Raw genomic sequence first — 15,257 nt, 5'->3', positions numbered from 1 at the left:
TCCTCCGCCATGTCCGAAGACCCTGGCAATCGCAACCTCGGCCCGCTCTACCGCCGGCACCGTAGTGAGCTGCTGGCTTACCTCGCTCGCCGGGTCAACTGTCGCGAAACCGCCAACGATCTGCTGCAGGACGCGTTCATCCGCTTGATGAACAGCGAAGTGACCAAGATTGGTAATGTGCGCGCCTTTTTGTACCGTATTGCCAACAACCTGAGCATCGACCATGCGCGGCGAAACCGTGTGCGTGGCATCAATGACGAGCAGGATTTGCAGGATCTGGCGAGTGATGCCGATCCGCAAAGCAGTGCAATTGCCGGAAATACTCTGGAACATTTGCAGCGCTTGATCGATGGGCTACCCTCGCCCACACGGGAAGTGTTTCTGCTGGCCCGGGTCGAGCAGTTGAGTTACAAGGAGATCGCCATTCGCCTGGGCCTGGATGCCCGTGCGGTCGAGCGGCATTTGAACAAGGCCATGGCGCATTGCGCCGCTGTCCTGCACGCCAACGAGTCGCGATGAACAATCAGCCAAGCCCCTCGCCGTCCGAACGTGATCAGCAAGCGCTGGATTGGTGGACGCGCCTGCGTGGCGACCACGTCACGGCCCAGCAGCGCAACACGTTCGAGCTCTGGCGTGCGGACCCGTTGAATGCCAACGCCTATCAGAATGTGGAAACGCTCTGGAAACTACTGGAGCAGCCTGCACACGCGGTTCGGCGTCACGAGCGGCGTAAGCCGGTGCCGCGGCGGGCGATCTATGCGGCGGCAGCCTGCCTGGTACTCGCGTTCGCCACAGTGATGTTGATGACACCGCCAATGAGTACCTGGGGCAGCGATTACGCCACGGCCACCGGGCAGCAACAAGACATTACCCTGGCTGACGGCTCACAGCTGCATCTGGACAGCGACAGCGCAGTCGACATCACGCTGACCAGCGATGAACGACGCGTGAACCTGTTGCGCGGTCGGGTGTTTCTGGACGTGAGTCACGACGGTCGCCCCTTTGTGGTTCGGGCTGGAAACACGCGGGTGAAGGTGTTGGGCACCGCGTTCTCCGTCAGTCACGGATCGGCCGAGGACGAGGTCACGCTGCTGCGCGGCCGCGTTGAAGTGATGGCTGGCGGCAGGCATCAGCCGCTGCAACCAGGCGAACAACTCAAGGTCATCAGTGGCCAGATCCAAGCGCCTCTTGCTGTCGACGCCGACCGCCTGCTGGCTTGGCGCGACGGCCAACTGCGGGTGCGCAATGCGCCGCTGCGCGAGGTGCTGGACGAGTTGATGCGTTACCAGGGCGGCCGCGTGATCTGGCTCGACGAACAGGCCGCGCAACGCCCTATCAGTGCCAGCTTCAATCTCAAGCAAATCGACAGTGCTCTCGACGCGTTGATCACCACGCAAAAACTGCGCGCCACCTCCCTGACTCGCCGCGTCCTGATCGTCCGCGGCTGAGGCCTTCGAAAAATTATTTACGCTGGCCACGGTAATTTGGATTTCTGCTGCGTCTCACCCCGCACTTAGGAAGCATTATCATTTGTAGCTCGGGGGAGGATGCATGCAGTATTCACAGGTCACAGGGTTCAAATACTTACCACTGGCGGTCGCCTTGATGGCAGCCGGCTTGCCTTTGTCCTACGCCCAAGCCGCCACGCCTGCGGCGAGCGAAGCCACCAGCCAGCGCTTGAATTTCAGTATCACCGCGCAATCGCTCACCGACGCACTGGATCAGTTCGCCCAGCAAAGTGGCTATCAGGTGATCTACGACGCGGCGCAAGCCACCGGTCTGCGCTCCACGACACTGAGTGGCGAACATACGCCGCAGCAAGCCCTGGCCATTCTCACCAGCGGCACTCACGCCCGTTACAGCCAGCCCAATGCCAGCAGTTTTGTCATTGATATCCCGGCCAGCGCCGGCGATACCCTGCAATTGTCGCCTGTGAGTATTTCTGGCAAGGCGCCTGGTTCGACCACCGAAGGCACCGGCTCCTACACCACGCAATCCTCCAGTAGCTCCAACCGCCTGAACATCGCACTCAAGGAAACACCCCAGTCCGTCACGGTGATTACCCAGCAGCGTATCGCTGACCAAAAGCTGTCGAACCTGACCGACGCGATGGAGGCTACGTCCGGCATCACCGTGGTCCGCGAAGGCCAGGGTGCGGATTCCGACGCTTACTACTCGCGCGGTTTCGCCATCACCAACTTTGAGGTCGATGGCGTGCCCACCTCATCAAGGATGGACAACTACACCCAGAACACCGCCATGTACGACCGGGTTGAAGTGGTGCGCGGCGCCACCGGCCTGATCAGCGGCATGGGCCAACCGTCCGCCACCATCAACCTGATCCGCAAGCGCCCCACCGCCACACCCCAGGCCAGTATCAGCGGCGAAGCCGGCACGTGGGACCGCTATGGCACATCGGTGGACGTGTCCGGCCCGCTCAATGACGCCGGCAACATCCGTGGCCGCATGGTGCTGGACTACAAGAACCAACATTCCTGGGTCGACCGCTATAAACAGGACACCAACCTGGTTTATGGCATCAGCGAATTCGATCTCAACGAAAGCACCCTGCTGACCCTGGGTTTCAGCTACCAGACCGTGCACACCAACGCGCCGCCCCGCAGCGGTTTCCCACTGTTCGACAGCGCCGGTGGGCGTACGGATTTCAAGCGGTCCTACAACACCGCCGCCAATTGGTCTTACTACGATCACGACCAGACCAGCTATTTCGCTTCTCTGGAGCATCAGTTCGATAACGGTTGGAGCGCCAAACTCGACTTCACCCGCACCGAGAACAAATACGACTCGGCCATCGATTTTCTCTCCGGCAACCCAGACCCAGCCACTGGCCTGGGCGGCGTGGTGATCCCCAATAAATTCCAGGGCAACCCCAAGCAGAATGCGATCGATGCCTATGTCACCGGCCCGTTCGAGTTTCTGGGGCGCGAGCACGAACTGATCGCGGGCATGCAGTTGTCGCAGATCCGCAATACCAACGCCCCGGACTACGGCGGATGGATGCGCGCCTGGACCGGCTACAACGGCAATATCGGGCCGATCTACGAGTGGGACGGCAACGCACCCAAACCCAATTTCGAGAAGAAAGGCGAAGAGGACTTCAAAGAAAACCAGTACTCGGCCTACCTGACCTCGCGCTGGCACCTGAACGACGCTACCAGCCTGATTCTGGGCGGGCGCCTGATCAATTGGAAACAGACTGACGACGTGACCTACACCGCCGCCGGCTACAACGACATCCATCTTGATCGTGAAGAAAACGGCGTGTTTATCCCCTACGGTGGCATCGTCTACGACCTGAGCGACATGTGGTCGGTGTACGCCAGCTACACCAAGATCTTCAGCCCGCAAAGCGACCAGACCGTCACGGGCTCCTACCTGGCGCCGCTGGAAGGCACCGGTTATGAACTCGGGGTCAAGGGCAGCTTCAACGACGACATGCTCAACGCCAGCCTGGCGCTGTTCAAACTTGAGCAGGACAACCTGTCGCAACCCGACGGCAACAACCTCACACCCACAAGTTTCCAGGCCTACAAAGCCGTGCAAGGCACCACCACCCAGGGCGTGGAGCTGGAACTCAACGGCGAACTGGCCCAGGGCTGGAACGTCGCCGGCGGCTATACCTATAGCGTCAGCACCGACGCGGATGACAAGCGCATCGCCACGCAAATCCCCCGTCACAGCGTGAAGATGTTCACCACGTACCGCCTGTCCGGCCCGCTGGACAAACTGACAGTCGGCGGCGGCTTCAACTGGCAGAGCAAAACCGGCTTCGACCTGCGCTACTACACACAGGACAGCTACGCCGTGGCCAACCTGATGGCACGCTACGAGATCACGCCAAACCTGTCGGCCTCGGTGAACCTCAACAACGTGTTCGACAAGGAGTATTTCACTACCACCAGCGCCGGGGTTTATGGGGCGCCACGCAATGTGATGACGGGGTTCAAGTACGACTTCTAACGGCAGGCTGAGTGGACGGTGAGCCGAATAAAATGCACAATCGGCTCACTATATGAGCCGAATAACGTTTCTATTCGGCTCACGCACTCAGGTACTCCTCAATGGACCAACCGTTCTGGATCTGGCAACACACCGACTGGCCCCACTTCCACTGGCAACCTAAGCAATTGGCGGCCCTGTTGCGCGAGTGCGGCCAGGCGCAAGGCAAGCTGCTGGGCATGCTCGGCACCGTCAGCCAGGCGGTCAACGCGCACAACGAGTTGGATGCGTTGCTGCAAAATATTCTGACCTCTTCGGCCATCGAGGGGGAACAGTTGAATGTGGGCTCGGTACGTTCATCACTGGCACGGCGCCTGGGCCTGGAGCCGTTGAAGGACGCCAGCGTCAGCCGTCGCAGTGAAGGCTTGGCCGATCTGATGATGGACGCCACTGAGCAATACGCCCAGCCGTTTACCCTCGCCCGCCTCCTGAATTGGCATCATTTGCTATTCCCTGCACCCGAAGCGGGTTATGCCGCACGCGCACTAAATGTTGGGGCGTTGCGCGGTGATGAGCCGATGCAGGTGGTGTCGGAGCGGCTTGATCGGCCGACCGTGCACTTCGAGGCACCGCCGCGCACAGGCCTGGAGCAAGCGCTGGAAGACTTTCTCGAATGGTTCGAAACCAGCCGTGAGCTACCGGAACTGGACCCACTGGTCCGCGCCGGCGTGGCGCATTTCTGGTTTGTCACGTTGCACCCGTTTGATGACGGCAATGGTCGACTGACACGCGCCATCACCGACTTGGCGTTGGCTCAGGGCGAACATCAGGCCATCCGCTTTTACGCCATGTCGGCCAGCATTCTTGAGGACCGCGCAGGCTATTACAAAGCACTGGAGTCGAGCCAAAAAGCCACGCTGGATATCACCGACTGGCTGGAATGGTTCCTCAAGACCCTGTTGCGCAGCCTGCAGCAAGCCATGGTGCGGATTGACCGGGTATTGGACAAAAGCCGGTTCTGGCAGCAGCACCGCGACCTCGCGTTGTCTGCCGAACAGATCAAGGTACTCAACCGCCTGCTCGACGGCGGTGAAAAGGGCTTTGAGCACGGCATCAGCGCGGCGCAGTACCAAGCGGTCGCCAAGGTCTCCAAGGCCACAGCGACGCGTCATTTGGCTGATTTGCTGGAAAAGGACTGCCTGACGCGACTCCCCGGAGGCGGCCGCAGCACGCGGTATCAAGTCAATACAGCGGACCAGTAACACCCCTGCTCATTTGCCCGCTTATTTGCCCAGAATCCCCATGTCTGCTAGTGTCGCGCCGGTTTACCGTCTACCGGAATAGCCGCCATGGCCCGCAAAAAAGTTGCACTCGATTTCGAACAATCCCTCGCCGACCTGCAAACCCTGGTCGAGCGTCTGGAGAACGGCGAGTTGTCGCTGGAAGACTCGTTGACGGCGTTTGAGCAGGGCATCGGCTTGACCCGCGACTGCCAGAGCGCCTTGGCGCAGGCGGAGCAGAAGGTACAAGTGCTGCTGGAACGCGACGGGGAGTTGGCCGAAGAACCTTTCGATGCGGAACAGCCCGAATGATCGACGCGTATCAGGCCAGTAGCCAAGCCCGGGTCAATGCGGCGTTGGAACCCTTGTTTGTTGCGCCAAGCCCCGAACTCAAGCGTCTTTACGAAGCCATGCGCTACAGCGTGATGAATGGTGGCAAGCGCGTGCGTCCGTTGCTGGCGTATGCGGCGTGCGAAGCCTTGGGCGCAGACGCCGAGCAGGCCAATGGCGCGGCCTGTGCGGTGGAGTTGATCCACGCCTATTCCCTGGTGCATGACGATTTGCCGGCGATGGACGACGACGATTTGCGTCGCGGCCAGCCAACCACCCATAAAGCCTTTGATGAAGCCTGTGCGATCCTCGCCGGTGACGGCCTGCAAAGCCTGGCGTTCAGCGCACTGCTGGACCCGACGCTGAGCAGCGTGAATGCCGAGATCCGCTTGCGCATGGTCACGGCGCTGGCTGTGGCGGCGGGCCCGGCCGGCATGGTCGGCGGCCAGGCCATCGACTTGGGTTCGGTCGGCCAGAAGCTCAATCAACAAGCCCTGGAATACATGCACCGCCACAAGACCGGCGCCTTGATCGAAGCCGCCGTGCACCTGGGCGCGCTGGCCAGTGGGCGTGCCGAAGCCGCTCAATTGGCGGCGTTGAAGACCTACGCGCTGGCCATCGGCCTGGCGTTCCAGGTGCAGGACGACATTCTCGACGTAGAAAGTGACACGGCCACCCTGGGCAAACGCCAAGGCGCCGATATCGCACGGGACAAACCGACTTACCCTGCATTGCTCGGGCTGGAAGCCGCCAAGGCTTATGCCCTGGAACTGCGTGACCAGGCCCTGGACGCCCTGCGACCTTTCGACGCGGCAGCCGAGCCACTGCGTGACTTGGCGCGGTATATCGTCGAACGCCGGCACTGATAACGGCGGCCTTTGCGGCCGCATATCGGCCAAGTTCGGCGCTCTGCGTGGGCAGTTCGCGATGCTTGAGGTAAACTGCCGCCTCTTCTATACCTATAACGATTCGCCTGATGCCCACGACGTTTCAAGAGATTCCCCGCAAGCGCCCGTCCACGCCCCTGCTTGACCGTGCTGTCACGCCGGCCGGCCTGCGTCGACTGGGTGAAGCCGAGCTGGAGACCCTGGCCGATGAGTTGCGCCTGGAATTGCTCTACACGGTCGGCCAGACCGGTGGGCATTTCGGTGCCGGCCTGGGCGTCATCGAGCTGACCATCGCCCTGCATTACGTGTTCGATACCCCGGATGACCGGCTGGTGTGGGACGTGGGCCATCAGGCGTATCCGCACAAGATCCTCACCGGTCGCCGCGAGCAGATGGGCACCCTGCGCCAGAAGGACGGCATTGCCGCCTTCCCGCGCCGCGCCGAGAGCGAGTACGACACCTTTGGCGTCGGCCACTCCAGCACCTCCATCAGCGCCGCGCTGGGCATGGCGATTGCCGCCCGCCTGCAAGGCAGCGATCGCAAGGCGATTGCGGTAATTGGTGATGGCGCGCTGACCGCCGGCATGGCGTTCGAAGCGCTGAACCATGCGCCGGAAGTGGACGCCAATATGCTGGTGATCCTCAACGACAACGACATGTCGATCTCGCGCAATGTCGGTGGCCTGTCCAATTACCTGGCCAAGATCCTCTCCAGCCGCACCTACGCCAGCATGCGCGAAGGCAGCAAGAAGGTGCTCTCGCGCCTACCCGGCGCGTGGGAAATTGCCCGGCGCACCGAAGAATACGCCAAGGGCATGCTGGTACCTGGCACCCTGTTCGAAGAGCTGGGCTGGAACTACATCGGCCCGATCGACGGCCACGACCTGCCCACCCTGATCGCCACGCTGCGCAACATGCGTGACCTCAAGGGCCCGCAGTTCCTGCATATCGTCACCAAGAAAGGCAAAGGCTTCGCCCCGGCGGAAGTCGACCCGATCGGCTACCACGCAATCACCAAGCTGGAACCGCTGGACGCTCCCGCCGCTGCGCCGAAAAAGGCAAGCGGGCCGAAGTATTCCGGTGTGTTCGGCGAATGGCTGTGCGACATGGCCGCCGCCGACCCGCGCCTGGTAGGCATTACCCCGGCGATGAAGGAAGGCTCCGACCTGGTGGCCTTCAGCGAGCGTTTCCCGCTGCGCTACTTCGATGTGGCGATTGCCGAACAGCACGCGGTGACCTTCGCCGCCGGCATGGCCTGTGAAGGCGCCAAGCCGGTGGTGGCGATCTACTCCACCTTCCTGCAGCGCGGTTATGACCAGTTGGTACATGACGTGGCAGTGCAGAACCTCGACGTACTGTTCGCCATCGACCGCGCTGGTTTGGTGGGCGAAGACGGCCCGACTCACGCCGGCAGCTTCGACTTGTCTTACCTGCGATGCATCCCCGGCATGCTGGTGATGACGCCGAGCGACGAGAACGAACTGCGCAAGATGCTCAGCACCGGCCACCTGTACAACGGCCCGGCTGCCGTGCGCTACCCGCGCGGTAATGGCCCGAATGCAGTGATCGAGAAAGACCTTGAGCCTATCGAGATCGGCAAGGGCATCGTGCGTCGCCAAGGCAGCAAGACTGCGTTCCTGGTGTTCGGCGTGCAACTGGCGGAAGCGCTGAAAGTAGCCGAGAAAATCGACGCTACCGTGGTCGACATGCGCTTCGTGAAACCGCTGGATGAAGACCTGGTGCGTGAGATTGCCGGCAGCCATGAGCTGCTCGTGACCGTGGAAGAAAACGCGATCATGGGCGGCGCCGGTGCGGCCGTCAGCGAGTTCCTGGCGCGGGAGAATATCCTCAAGTCGGTGCTGCACCTGGGCTTGCCGGATGTGTACGTCGAACACGCCAAGCCGGCGCAGATGCTGGCGGAATGCGGGTTGGATGAGGTCGGTATTGAAGCGTCAGTGCGCGAGCGCATGGCACTGCTGGGCCTGTAACCCAAATCCCCTGTAGGAGCCGGCTTGCCGGCGATAGCGTCCGCACAGTCAACATCAATGTGTCAGACAGACCGCCATCGCAGGCCGGCTCCTACAACGCTATGGACAGCCCATGAATCGCCTGCGCTTTGCCCTGCCCTTTCTTCTTCTGCCTGCCACCGACCTGCTCGCCGACACCCGCGACGACGCCTTGAAACTCCCCGATGTGGTTATCAGCGCCAACCGCCAGGTCCAGGCCCGCAACGACAGCAGCGCCGCCAACACCGTCTTCACCCGCGACGATATCGACCGCCTGCAACCCACCACTGTCACCGACCTGCTGAGCCGCGTACCCGGCGTGCAGGTCGCGTCGACCGGCGGGCGTGGCAGCCTGCCGGGGATTTACATCCGTGGGACCAAGTCAGCGCAAAGCCTGGTGTTGGTGGACGGCCAGCGCATTGCCAACACCACTTCCGGCGACAGCGGCCTGCAGTACCTGAACGTCGATCAGATTGAACGGGTTGAAGTGCTGCGCGGCTCGCGCTCGGTGATCTATGGCAGCGATGCGATTGGCGGCGTGATCCAGGTGTTCACTCGACGTAATGCCGGGCAGGGTCTACAGCCGCGATTGAAAATGGGCTTTGGCAGTCACCAAACGTGGGAGCGCAGCCTCGGTCTGTCCGGTGGCGATGAACACACGCGCTTCAACCTCGGCGCGAGCCTGGATGAGACCGCCGGCATTAACTCGACGCACACGTCATTTCCCAGCGATGGCGACCATGATGCCTACCGCAACCAGTCCATCAGCCTGAACCTTAGCCACGCCTTCAACGATGAGCTGGAAGCGGGTTTCAATCTGCTGGATAACCGCGGTAATTCGGAGTACGACAACAGCTTCGGCCGCTACGACTCCGCCACCGGGCAAACCGTTGGGCAAAAGCCCTATACCGACTACACCGTGAGCAGCGCCAGCGGTTACGTGGATGCCAAGCTCAACGAGGGCTGGCAGTCGCGCCTGGAACTGGGCCACAGCGAAAACCGCGATACCAAGCGCGACACCCTCAGTGACGATTTCAGTGTGTTCAACACCTACCGCGACTCGGTCAATTGGCAGAACGACCTGAAGCTGAATGAGCAGAACATCCTGATACTCGGCGGCGACTGGTACGAAGACCGCCTCCATGGCTCCACCACCTTTACCGAGAACAGCCGCTGGAACCGCGCAGCCTTTGTGCAGCATCGCTTCCACGGCGAAGGGTTTTCCACCGAACTGGGCCTGCGGCGCGACCAGAACCAGCAGTTTGGCGGGCAGAACAGCTGGAGCGGCACCCTGACCTTACCGATCAACTCGGACAATGACCTGCTGCTGAGCTACAGCGAGGGCTTCCGCGCCCCGACGTTCAATGACTTGTATTACCCGGACGAATACGGCTTCAAGAACAGTAACCCTGACCTGAAGCCCGAAACCTCGAAAAGCTACGAAGTGCAATGGCGCAGCCAACTCGGCGACACCAGCCGCCTGGAAGCTTCGCTGTACCGCACCGATATCCAGGATGCGATCGTGTTCGGCAGCGACGGCCCGCAAAACGTCAGTTCGGCACGCATCAACGGCTTCGAAGCCGCGCTCAAGCAAGAGCTGTTCGGCTGGCAAAGCAGCTTGGGACTGGCGTTGATTGATCCACGAGACCGCGATTCCGGGCATACGTTGGCACGTCGCGCCAGGCGCACCGTGAGCCTGGACCTGGATCGCCAATTCGATCAATTCGGCGTCGGCGCCAGCTGGCAGGCGGTCAGCAGCAGCTACGACGACCCGAAGAACGAGCAGCCGTTGGGAGGCTATGGGTTGCTCGGGTTGCGCGCCAGTTGGGCGGTGAACCGTGAAATCACGCTGAACATGAAGGTCGATAACCTGCTGGACAAAGCCTACAGCCGGGCGCTGTATCAGTATCAAGGCCAGCAATTTGGCTACCGGGAAGAGGGCCGTGCACTGATGGTTGGCGTGACCTGGACGCCGGACCTCTAGCGAGGCGCGATCACCTCACACAACCGCGCCACCGCCTCCAACATCTGCCCGCTGGGCCGCTCCAGGCCTTTATCCGGCACCACGCGCACCCGCTCGGCCATCGCCGGCCAGACCTTCCACGCATCCTTCTGCGCCTGGTCGCCCACCAGTATCATCTCGGGATCACGCTGCAACACCGACTCGATACTCACCTGCGGCGCGGGCAGCTTGATGTCATCGAACACATTGCGCGCACCGCACACATTCAACGCATCGCTGATGATCTGCCCGCCGCCCACGGTATACAACGGCTGGCTCCACACTTGGTAAAACACGCGCAATGGCTCGGCACGCTGATAGCGCTGACGCAATTCGACCAAGCGTTGGCGTAATTGCGCGGCCAATTGCCGGCCAGCTTCAGCACGGCCCAATTGCTCGGCGATGGCCTGGACCTGGGTGGTGAGTTGTTCAAGGCTATGGGGCTCAGCGACATAAACAGGGATGTTCAGCCGCTGCAACTGCGCACGCTGGGCCGGGCCGACGCTGCCGGGCCACAGCAGGATCAGATCCGGCTTGAGGCTGAGCAGGCGTTCCATGTCCAATTGGCCGTAATGCCCCACCGACACCACGTGCGCCAAGGCGGCCGGGCGCTCACCGCCATCGAGCACGCCTACCAGCACGTCAGCGGCGCCCAGTTCAGCAACGATTTCAGACAGGGACGGCGCCAGGCTGACCACCCGCTCGGCCGCCAATGCCTGGGCACCCAACGCCAGCAGCAGGACCGCCAGCCAGGCACGCTTCATCCCAGTTGACGGGGGATGCGGTAGAGGTAGAACAGCACCAGCGTCGACAGTGCCAGCAGGAACAGCGGCACCGCTTCCAGGCCGACGAACACCGCCAGCGCGCCGATCCAGGCCGGGACGGCTGCCACCAGCAATGCCGTACGCCGACGGGCCGCCAAGGTAATCCAGGCAGCCGGTTCTTCCGGGGTATCGAGGGCTTTGGAGGTGGCGATCAACGCGTGTTTATAGCCGTGGAAGTAACGCAGGCTGAGAAACATCGAGGCCACGCCGGCAATGAAGAACGGCATGGCCAGCACCGGGAGCAAGGATTCGGCTTGGCCGAACACCAGGTTGATCACAAACAGGGGGAGCAGCGCCAGGGCCAGGTACTGCCACCAATTGAAGGACAGTCGCCGTTTCACCTGGCCTCGGGTCACGCGCGGTCGACCTCGCCCTGGTGCTCGTTGCCCATCATGTGGTCGAGCTTGCTGGCCTTGGTGGCCAGGTAGAGCTTGTTGTGAGGGTTGTGCCCGGTATGCAGCGGCACGCGCTCGGCCACGGTGATGCCCATCTCGGTCAAGGCTTTGACCTTGCGCGGGTTGTTGGTCATCAGGCGCAAGGATTTGACGCCCAGGTGCTCCAGCATCGGCAGGCAGATCGCGTAGTCACGCTGGTCGGCAGCAAAGCCCAGGCGCTCGTTGGCTTCAACAGTATCGGCGCCACCGTCTTGCAGCTCGTAGGCGCGGATCTTGTTCATCAGGCCAATGCCACGGCCTTCCTGACGCAGGTACAGCAGCACGCCACGGCCTTCACGGGCGATGGCCCGCATGGCGGCCTCCAGTTGCGAACCGCAGTCGCAGCGCTGGCTGAACAGCGCGTCGCCGGTCAGGCATTCGGAATGCACACGCCCCAGCACCGGCGCGCCATCCGCGATATCGCCCAGGCTCAGCACAACGTGCTCGCGCCCGGTGGCTTCTTCGAGAAAGCCGTTCATGGTGAACGTGGCAAAAGGGGTAGGCAGCTTGGAAGCGGCGACGAAAACGACGGGCACCGTGTGCTCCTGATTTCAGTTTTTACGATGGCGGCCATTGTAACAGCAGGTTCCTACAGACGCTTAAGCTGAATTATCGCTGATAAAGATCAATAGGTTCGATTGGCCTTCTTATTGATTCTATGTAGGAGCGAGCTTGCTCGCGAAAAATCGTCAACGATGACGCAAGCATTCTGAGTGACCGCGGTGTGCTTGCGTTTTTCGCGAGCAAGCTCGCTCCTACAGGGGATCTAGAACGGATAGGGTTGTTTCCAGTGCTCGAAAATCGCCTTTAACTCGCCGCTTTTCACCAGGGCCGCCATGCGCTGGTCGAAGACGCCCATCAAGGCGCGACCTCGCTCGTTATCGGCAAACCCGATGTATAGCGGGAGTTCGGCAATGTGAGTCAGTGTGAACTTGGACGGGTCATCCGCCTGATTCAGCACGTACTTGGCCTCAGTCAGCGCATCGATGTAGAAGTCGGCCCGCGTGTGTTGCAGCATCGGCAAAATACCGTCGCGACGCTCGATCTGGTTGAAGCGATGCACGTTGGGCAAGTACTCCTCGTACTTGTAGCCACGCACCCAGGCCAGGCGGTAATTGCCCAGCGTGGCTACCGTCGGCGCCGGCGTGCTGGCCAGGCCGAGGGCGTAGATGTGATCGGAATCGAAATTCCAATGGGGGTACAACACCCCCGTGGCTTCATCGCGATAGGACCCAACCCAGCCATCCACTTCGCCGCGCTGGGCCAGGCCGACCGAGCGGGTGTAGGGCACCGAGCGCGTCTGCAGCGTGATCCCGGCAGGTTCGAACACCTGGCGCAGCACGTCCCAGGCCAGGCCGCTACCGTCTTTGTTGGTGTAGTCGTTCCATTCCTCACTGGCCAGCATGACCTTGCCGGGCACGTCCTGCGCCTGGACCCCAGCCGTAAAGGCACACAGCACTATCAGCAGCCAGCGGCGCACATCCATGGGGGCGACCTCCTACAGAGCCTTGCATCCGTGATTACGCTATAGAGGGTAGCGCAGCTCGCCGATTCAGGGCGCCCCGCGAAAATGTTGATAACCACGAATGGCCGGCGTGATGTCTTGCCCGTTGGCGTCCAGCAGCGTCACGCCCTGCCCCGCCTCGACCCGTCCGATCACATGGACCGGCCAGCCGTCGGCCAGCAACGGCGCCAGCTCGGCGGGTGGCAGGGTGAACACCAGCACATAGTCATCGCCCCCACTCAACGCCGCTACGCGCGCCGCGTCATCGCCGACGAACGCCAACAGCGCCTGAGACAAAGGCAACCGCTGACGCTCGATCAACAGACTGACAGCCGAAGCCGTGGCGATATGCCCGCAATCGGCCAGCAGGCCGTCGGAAATATCCATGGCAGACGTAGCCTTGCCGCGCAGCGCCAGCCCCAGGGCCAACTGCGGTTGCGGCGACCAATAATGGGCTAATAGCGGATCAGCGATGGCTGCGTCGGCACTGCGCTGACCCAATACCAACGGCAGCGCGCCAGCCGCATTGCCCAATTCGCCGCCGGCACACAACAGATCGCCCGGCTGCGCCCCGCTGCGGATCAAGGCTTGCCCGGCGGGTACGCGACCAAACACAGTCAGGGTCAGGCTTAACGGCCCACGGGTGGTATCGCCGCCCACCAGGCCCACGCCACAGCTTTGCGCCATTAGGTTCAAACCCTGGGCATAGCGTCGCAGCCAATCGGCATCGACCGTCGGTGTGGTGAGAGCAAGTGTAAAGGCGAGAGGGTTGGCGCCCATGGCGGCCAAATCGCTTACCGCCACGGCCAGCGAGCGCTGGCCCAGCAGGAACGGGTCGCAGGGGTCGGCAAAATGCACCCCGGCCACCAAAGTATCGGTGGAGATTGCCAGCTGCTCCCCGGCAGGGAGCGCCAGCAAGGCGCAGTCGTCGCCGATCCCAAGTGCAATGCCATCGCCGCCTTGCGCACAGGGCGCGGCGGCGAAGTAGTTGCGGATCAGCTCAAACTCGCCCATTCAGGTGCCAAGCGCGGTTTAGCGCTTGTACGCCTTCACTTCGGCTTCACGCAGGCGCGGCGCCAGCTTGTCGAGTACGCCGTTGACAAACTTGTGGCCGTCGGTCGAACCGTAGACTTTCGCCAGTTCGATACCTTCGTTAATCACCACGCGGTACGGCACGTCGACGCGATACAGCAGTTCCCAGGCAGACAGGCGCATCACGCACAGTTCCACCGGGTCCAGCTCTTCGATGGTCAGGTCCAGGCAAGGTGCCAGGGCCGTGTCGATCTCGGTCAGGTGCGCATGCACACCGTGCAGGATGTCGTGGAAGTACGGCAGGTCGGCAAAGGTGAAATCGTTGTCGACGCGAAACTGTGCTTCGATCTCGTTCAACGACGCGCCCGCCAGGTGACGCTGGTACAGCGCCTGGGTCGCCAATTGACGAGCAGCGCGACGCTTCTCGTTCTTGGACGGCTTGCCAGCATCGGCTGGACGTGGCTCGCGCGGGTTGAAGTTGTCGCTCTCGTCGGAAATCACTTGGCCTCCAACTGCGACAGCAGGCTGACCATTTCCAGGGCGGACAGGGCAGCTTCAGCGCCTTTGTTACCGGCCTTGGTGCCGGAACGCTCGATGGCTTGCTCGATGGAATCCACGGTCAGCACGCCGAAAGCGACTGGCACGCCGAACTCCATGGACACCTGGGCCAGGCCCTTGGTGCATTCGCCAGCGACGTATTCGAAGTGCGGAGTACCGCCACGAATGACCGCGCCCAGAGCGATGATCGCCGCGTATTCACCCTGTTGAGCAACTTTTTGCGCAACCAGTGGAATTTCGAAGGCGCCAGGCGCGCGGATGATAGTGATGTCGCTCTCGCTCACACCGTGGCGAACCAGGGCGTCAACGGCACCGCTTACCAGGCTTTCAACCACGAAGCTGTTGAAGCGGCCAACCACCAGGGCGTAGCGGCCTTTGGGGGCGATGAAGGTACCTTCGATGGTCTTCAGGGTCATTCGACAAATCTCTTAAAGAGCCGG

The 15,257-nt window shown here is 61.8% G+C and carries 15 protein-coding genes; 8 read left to right on the top strand and 7 right to left on the bottom strand.

From position 1 onward, the window contains the following. The first annotated feature begins 9 nt into the window (after positions 1–9). The 8 genes from HX868_RS20730 to HX868_RS20695 all read left to right on the top strand — a co-directional run bounded on the left by HX868_RS20730 (position 10) and on the right by HX868_RS20695 (position 10,447). The gene (locus HX868_RS20730; RefSeq protein ID WP_051421997.1) at positions 10–519 is read left to right on the top strand and encodes an RNA polymerase sigma factor; all 510 of its coding nucleotides are present in this window, start codon (positions 10–12) and stop codon (positions 517–519) included. After that, complete coding sequence (locus HX868_RS20725) at positions 516–1,448, top strand: FecR family protein (RefSeq protein ID WP_177004218.1); 933 nt, start codon at positions 516–518, stop codon at positions 1,446–1,448. Before HX868_RS20730 ends, HX868_RS20725 begins: the two co-directional genes overlap by 4 nt. Positions 1,449–1,551: 103 nt before the next feature. Continuing rightward, the gene (locus tag HX868_RS20720; protein ID WP_177004217.1) at positions 1,552–3,981 is read left to right on the top strand and encodes a TonB-dependent siderophore receptor; all 2,430 of its coding nucleotides are present in this window, start codon (positions 1,552–1,554) and stop codon (positions 3,979–3,981) included. A gap of 101 nt (positions 3,982–4,082) precedes the next feature. Then, positions 4,083–5,222: a Fic family protein gene (locus tag HX868_RS20715; protein ID WP_177004216.1), complete on the top strand. Its 1,140-nt coding sequence runs from the start codon at positions 4,083–4,085 to the stop codon at positions 5,220–5,222. Between the two features lie 87 nt (positions 5,223–5,309). Next, positions 5,310–5,552, top strand: coding sequence for an exodeoxyribonuclease VII small subunit (locus HX868_RS20710; RefSeq protein WP_003176346.1), 243 nt, complete (start codon positions 5,310–5,312; stop codon positions 5,550–5,552). Next, complete coding sequence (ispA, locus tag HX868_RS20705) at positions 5,549–6,436, top strand: (2E,6E)-farnesyl diphosphate synthase (protein WP_177004215.1); 888 nt, start codon at positions 5,549–5,551, stop codon at positions 6,434–6,436. The genes HX868_RS20710 and ispA overlap by 4 nt, the downstream gene beginning before the upstream one ends. A gap of 110 nt (positions 6,437–6,546) precedes the next feature. Further along, positions 6,547–8,445: a 1-deoxy-D-xylulose-5-phosphate synthase gene (gene dxs, locus HX868_RS20700; protein ID WP_177004214.1), complete on the top strand. Its 1,899-nt coding sequence runs from the start codon at positions 6,547–6,549 to the stop codon at positions 8,443–8,445. Positions 8,446–8,557: 112 nt separating this feature from the next. Then, positions 8,558–10,447, top strand: coding sequence for a TonB-dependent receptor domain-containing protein (locus tag HX868_RS20695; RefSeq protein ID WP_177004213.1), 1,890 nt, complete (start codon positions 8,558–8,560; stop codon positions 10,445–10,447). Here HX868_RS20695 and HX868_RS20690 read toward each other — a convergent pair. The 7 genes from HX868_RS20690 to ribH all read right to left on the bottom strand — a co-directional run bounded on the left by HX868_RS20690 (position 10,444) and on the right by ribH (position 15,233). Further along, a complete protein-coding gene (locus HX868_RS20690; RefSeq protein WP_177004212.1) occupies positions 10,444–11,229 on the bottom strand; it encodes a cobalamin-binding protein in 786 nt (261 codons plus the stop codon). The two genes, HX868_RS20695 and HX868_RS20690, sit on opposite strands and share 4 nt — an antisense overlap. After that, complete coding sequence (locus tag HX868_RS20685) at positions 11,226–11,645, bottom strand: nuclear FMR1 interacting 1 family protein (RefSeq protein ID WP_016978545.1); 420 nt, start codon at positions 11,643–11,645, stop codon at positions 11,226–11,228. Before HX868_RS20685 ends, HX868_RS20690 begins: the two co-directional genes overlap by 4 nt. After that, entirely contained in the window at positions 11,642–12,259 is a 618-nt protein-coding gene (gene ribA, locus HX868_RS20680) for a GTP cyclohydrolase II (RefSeq protein ID WP_016978544.1), read from the bottom strand. Before ribA ends, HX868_RS20685 begins: the two co-directional genes overlap by 4 nt. A 230-nt stretch (positions 12,260–12,489) precedes the next feature. Beyond that, positions 12,490–13,209, bottom strand: coding sequence for a substrate-binding periplasmic protein (locus HX868_RS20675; RefSeq protein ID WP_177004211.1), 720 nt, complete (start codon positions 13,207–13,209; stop codon positions 12,490–12,492). Between the two features lie 66 nt (positions 13,210–13,275). Then, positions 13,276–14,241, bottom strand: coding sequence for a thiamine-phosphate kinase (thiL, locus tag HX868_RS20670; RefSeq protein ID WP_177004210.1), 966 nt, complete (start codon positions 14,239–14,241; stop codon positions 13,276–13,278). Between the two features lie 18 nt (positions 14,242–14,259). Continuing rightward, positions 14,260–14,760 carry a transcription antitermination factor NusB gene (nusB, locus tag HX868_RS20665; RefSeq protein WP_010206836.1) on the bottom strand — a complete coding sequence of 167 codons (501 nt, stop codon included), beginning with the start codon at positions 14,758–14,760 and terminating at the stop codon, positions 14,260–14,262. After that, positions 14,757–15,233: a 6,7-dimethyl-8-ribityllumazine synthase gene (gene ribH / locus HX868_RS20660; RefSeq protein ID WP_003176356.1), complete on the bottom strand. Its 477-nt coding sequence runs from the start codon at positions 15,231–15,233 to the stop codon at positions 14,757–14,759. The genes nusB and ribH overlap by 4 nt, the downstream gene beginning before the upstream one ends. Positions 15,234–15,257: the final 24 nt, after the last annotated feature.

Origin of the sequence: Pseudomonas reactans (genome assembly GCF_013385825.1) — a bacterium.
Classification (GTDB): domain Bacteria; phylum Pseudomonadota; class Gammaproteobacteria; order Pseudomonadales; family Pseudomonadaceae; genus Aquipseudomonas; species Aquipseudomonas reactans.
This window is presented reverse-complemented; position numbering and strand designations above follow the sequence as displayed.

What these genes read in the sequence shown, in the direction of transcription:
- HX868_RS20730 (WP_051421997.1), top strand. Translation starts at nt 10, where the DNA reads ATGTCCGAAGACCCTGGCAATCGCAACCTCGGCCCGCTCTACCGCCGG.
- HX868_RS20725 (WP_177004218.1), top strand. Translation starts at nt 516, where the DNA reads ATGAACAATCAGCCAAGCCCCTCGCCGTCCGAACGTGATCAGCAAGCG.
- HX868_RS20720 (WP_177004217.1), top strand. Translation starts at nt 1,552, where the DNA reads ATGCAGTATTCACAGGTCACAGGGTTCAAATACTTACCACTGGCGGTC.
- HX868_RS20715 (WP_177004216.1), top strand. Translation starts at nt 4,083, where the DNA reads ATGGACCAACCGTTCTGGATCTGGCAACACACCGACTGGCCCCACTTC.
- HX868_RS20710 (WP_003176346.1), top strand. Translation starts at nt 5,310, where the DNA reads ATGGCCCGCAAAAAAGTTGCACTCGATTTCGAACAATCCCTCGCCGAC.
- ispA (WP_177004215.1), top strand. Translation starts at nt 5,549, where the DNA reads ATGATCGACGCGTATCAGGCCAGTAGCCAAGCCCGGGTCAATGCGGCG.
- dxs (WP_177004214.1), top strand. Translation starts at nt 6,547, where the DNA reads ATGCCCACGACGTTTCAAGAGATTCCCCGCAAGCGCCCGTCCACGCCC.
- HX868_RS20695 (WP_177004213.1), top strand. Translation starts at nt 8,558, where the DNA reads ATGAATCGCCTGCGCTTTGCCCTGCCCTTTCTTCTTCTGCCTGCCACC.
- HX868_RS20690 (WP_177004212.1), bottom strand. Translation starts at nt 11,229, where the DNA reads ATGAAGCGTGCCTGGCTGGCGGTCCTGCTGCTGGCGTTGGGTGCCCAG.
- HX868_RS20675 (WP_177004211.1), bottom strand. Translation starts at nt 13,209, where the DNA reads ATGGATGTGCGCCGCTGGCTGCTGATAGTGCTGTGTGCCTTTACGGCT.
- thiL (WP_177004210.1), bottom strand. Translation starts at nt 14,241, where the DNA reads ATGGGCGAGTTTGAGCTGATCCGCAACTACTTCGCCGCCGCGCCCTGT.
- ribH (WP_003176356.1), bottom strand. Translation starts at nt 15,233, where the DNA reads ATGACCCTGAAGACCATCGAAGGTACCTTCATCGCCCCCAAAGGCCGC.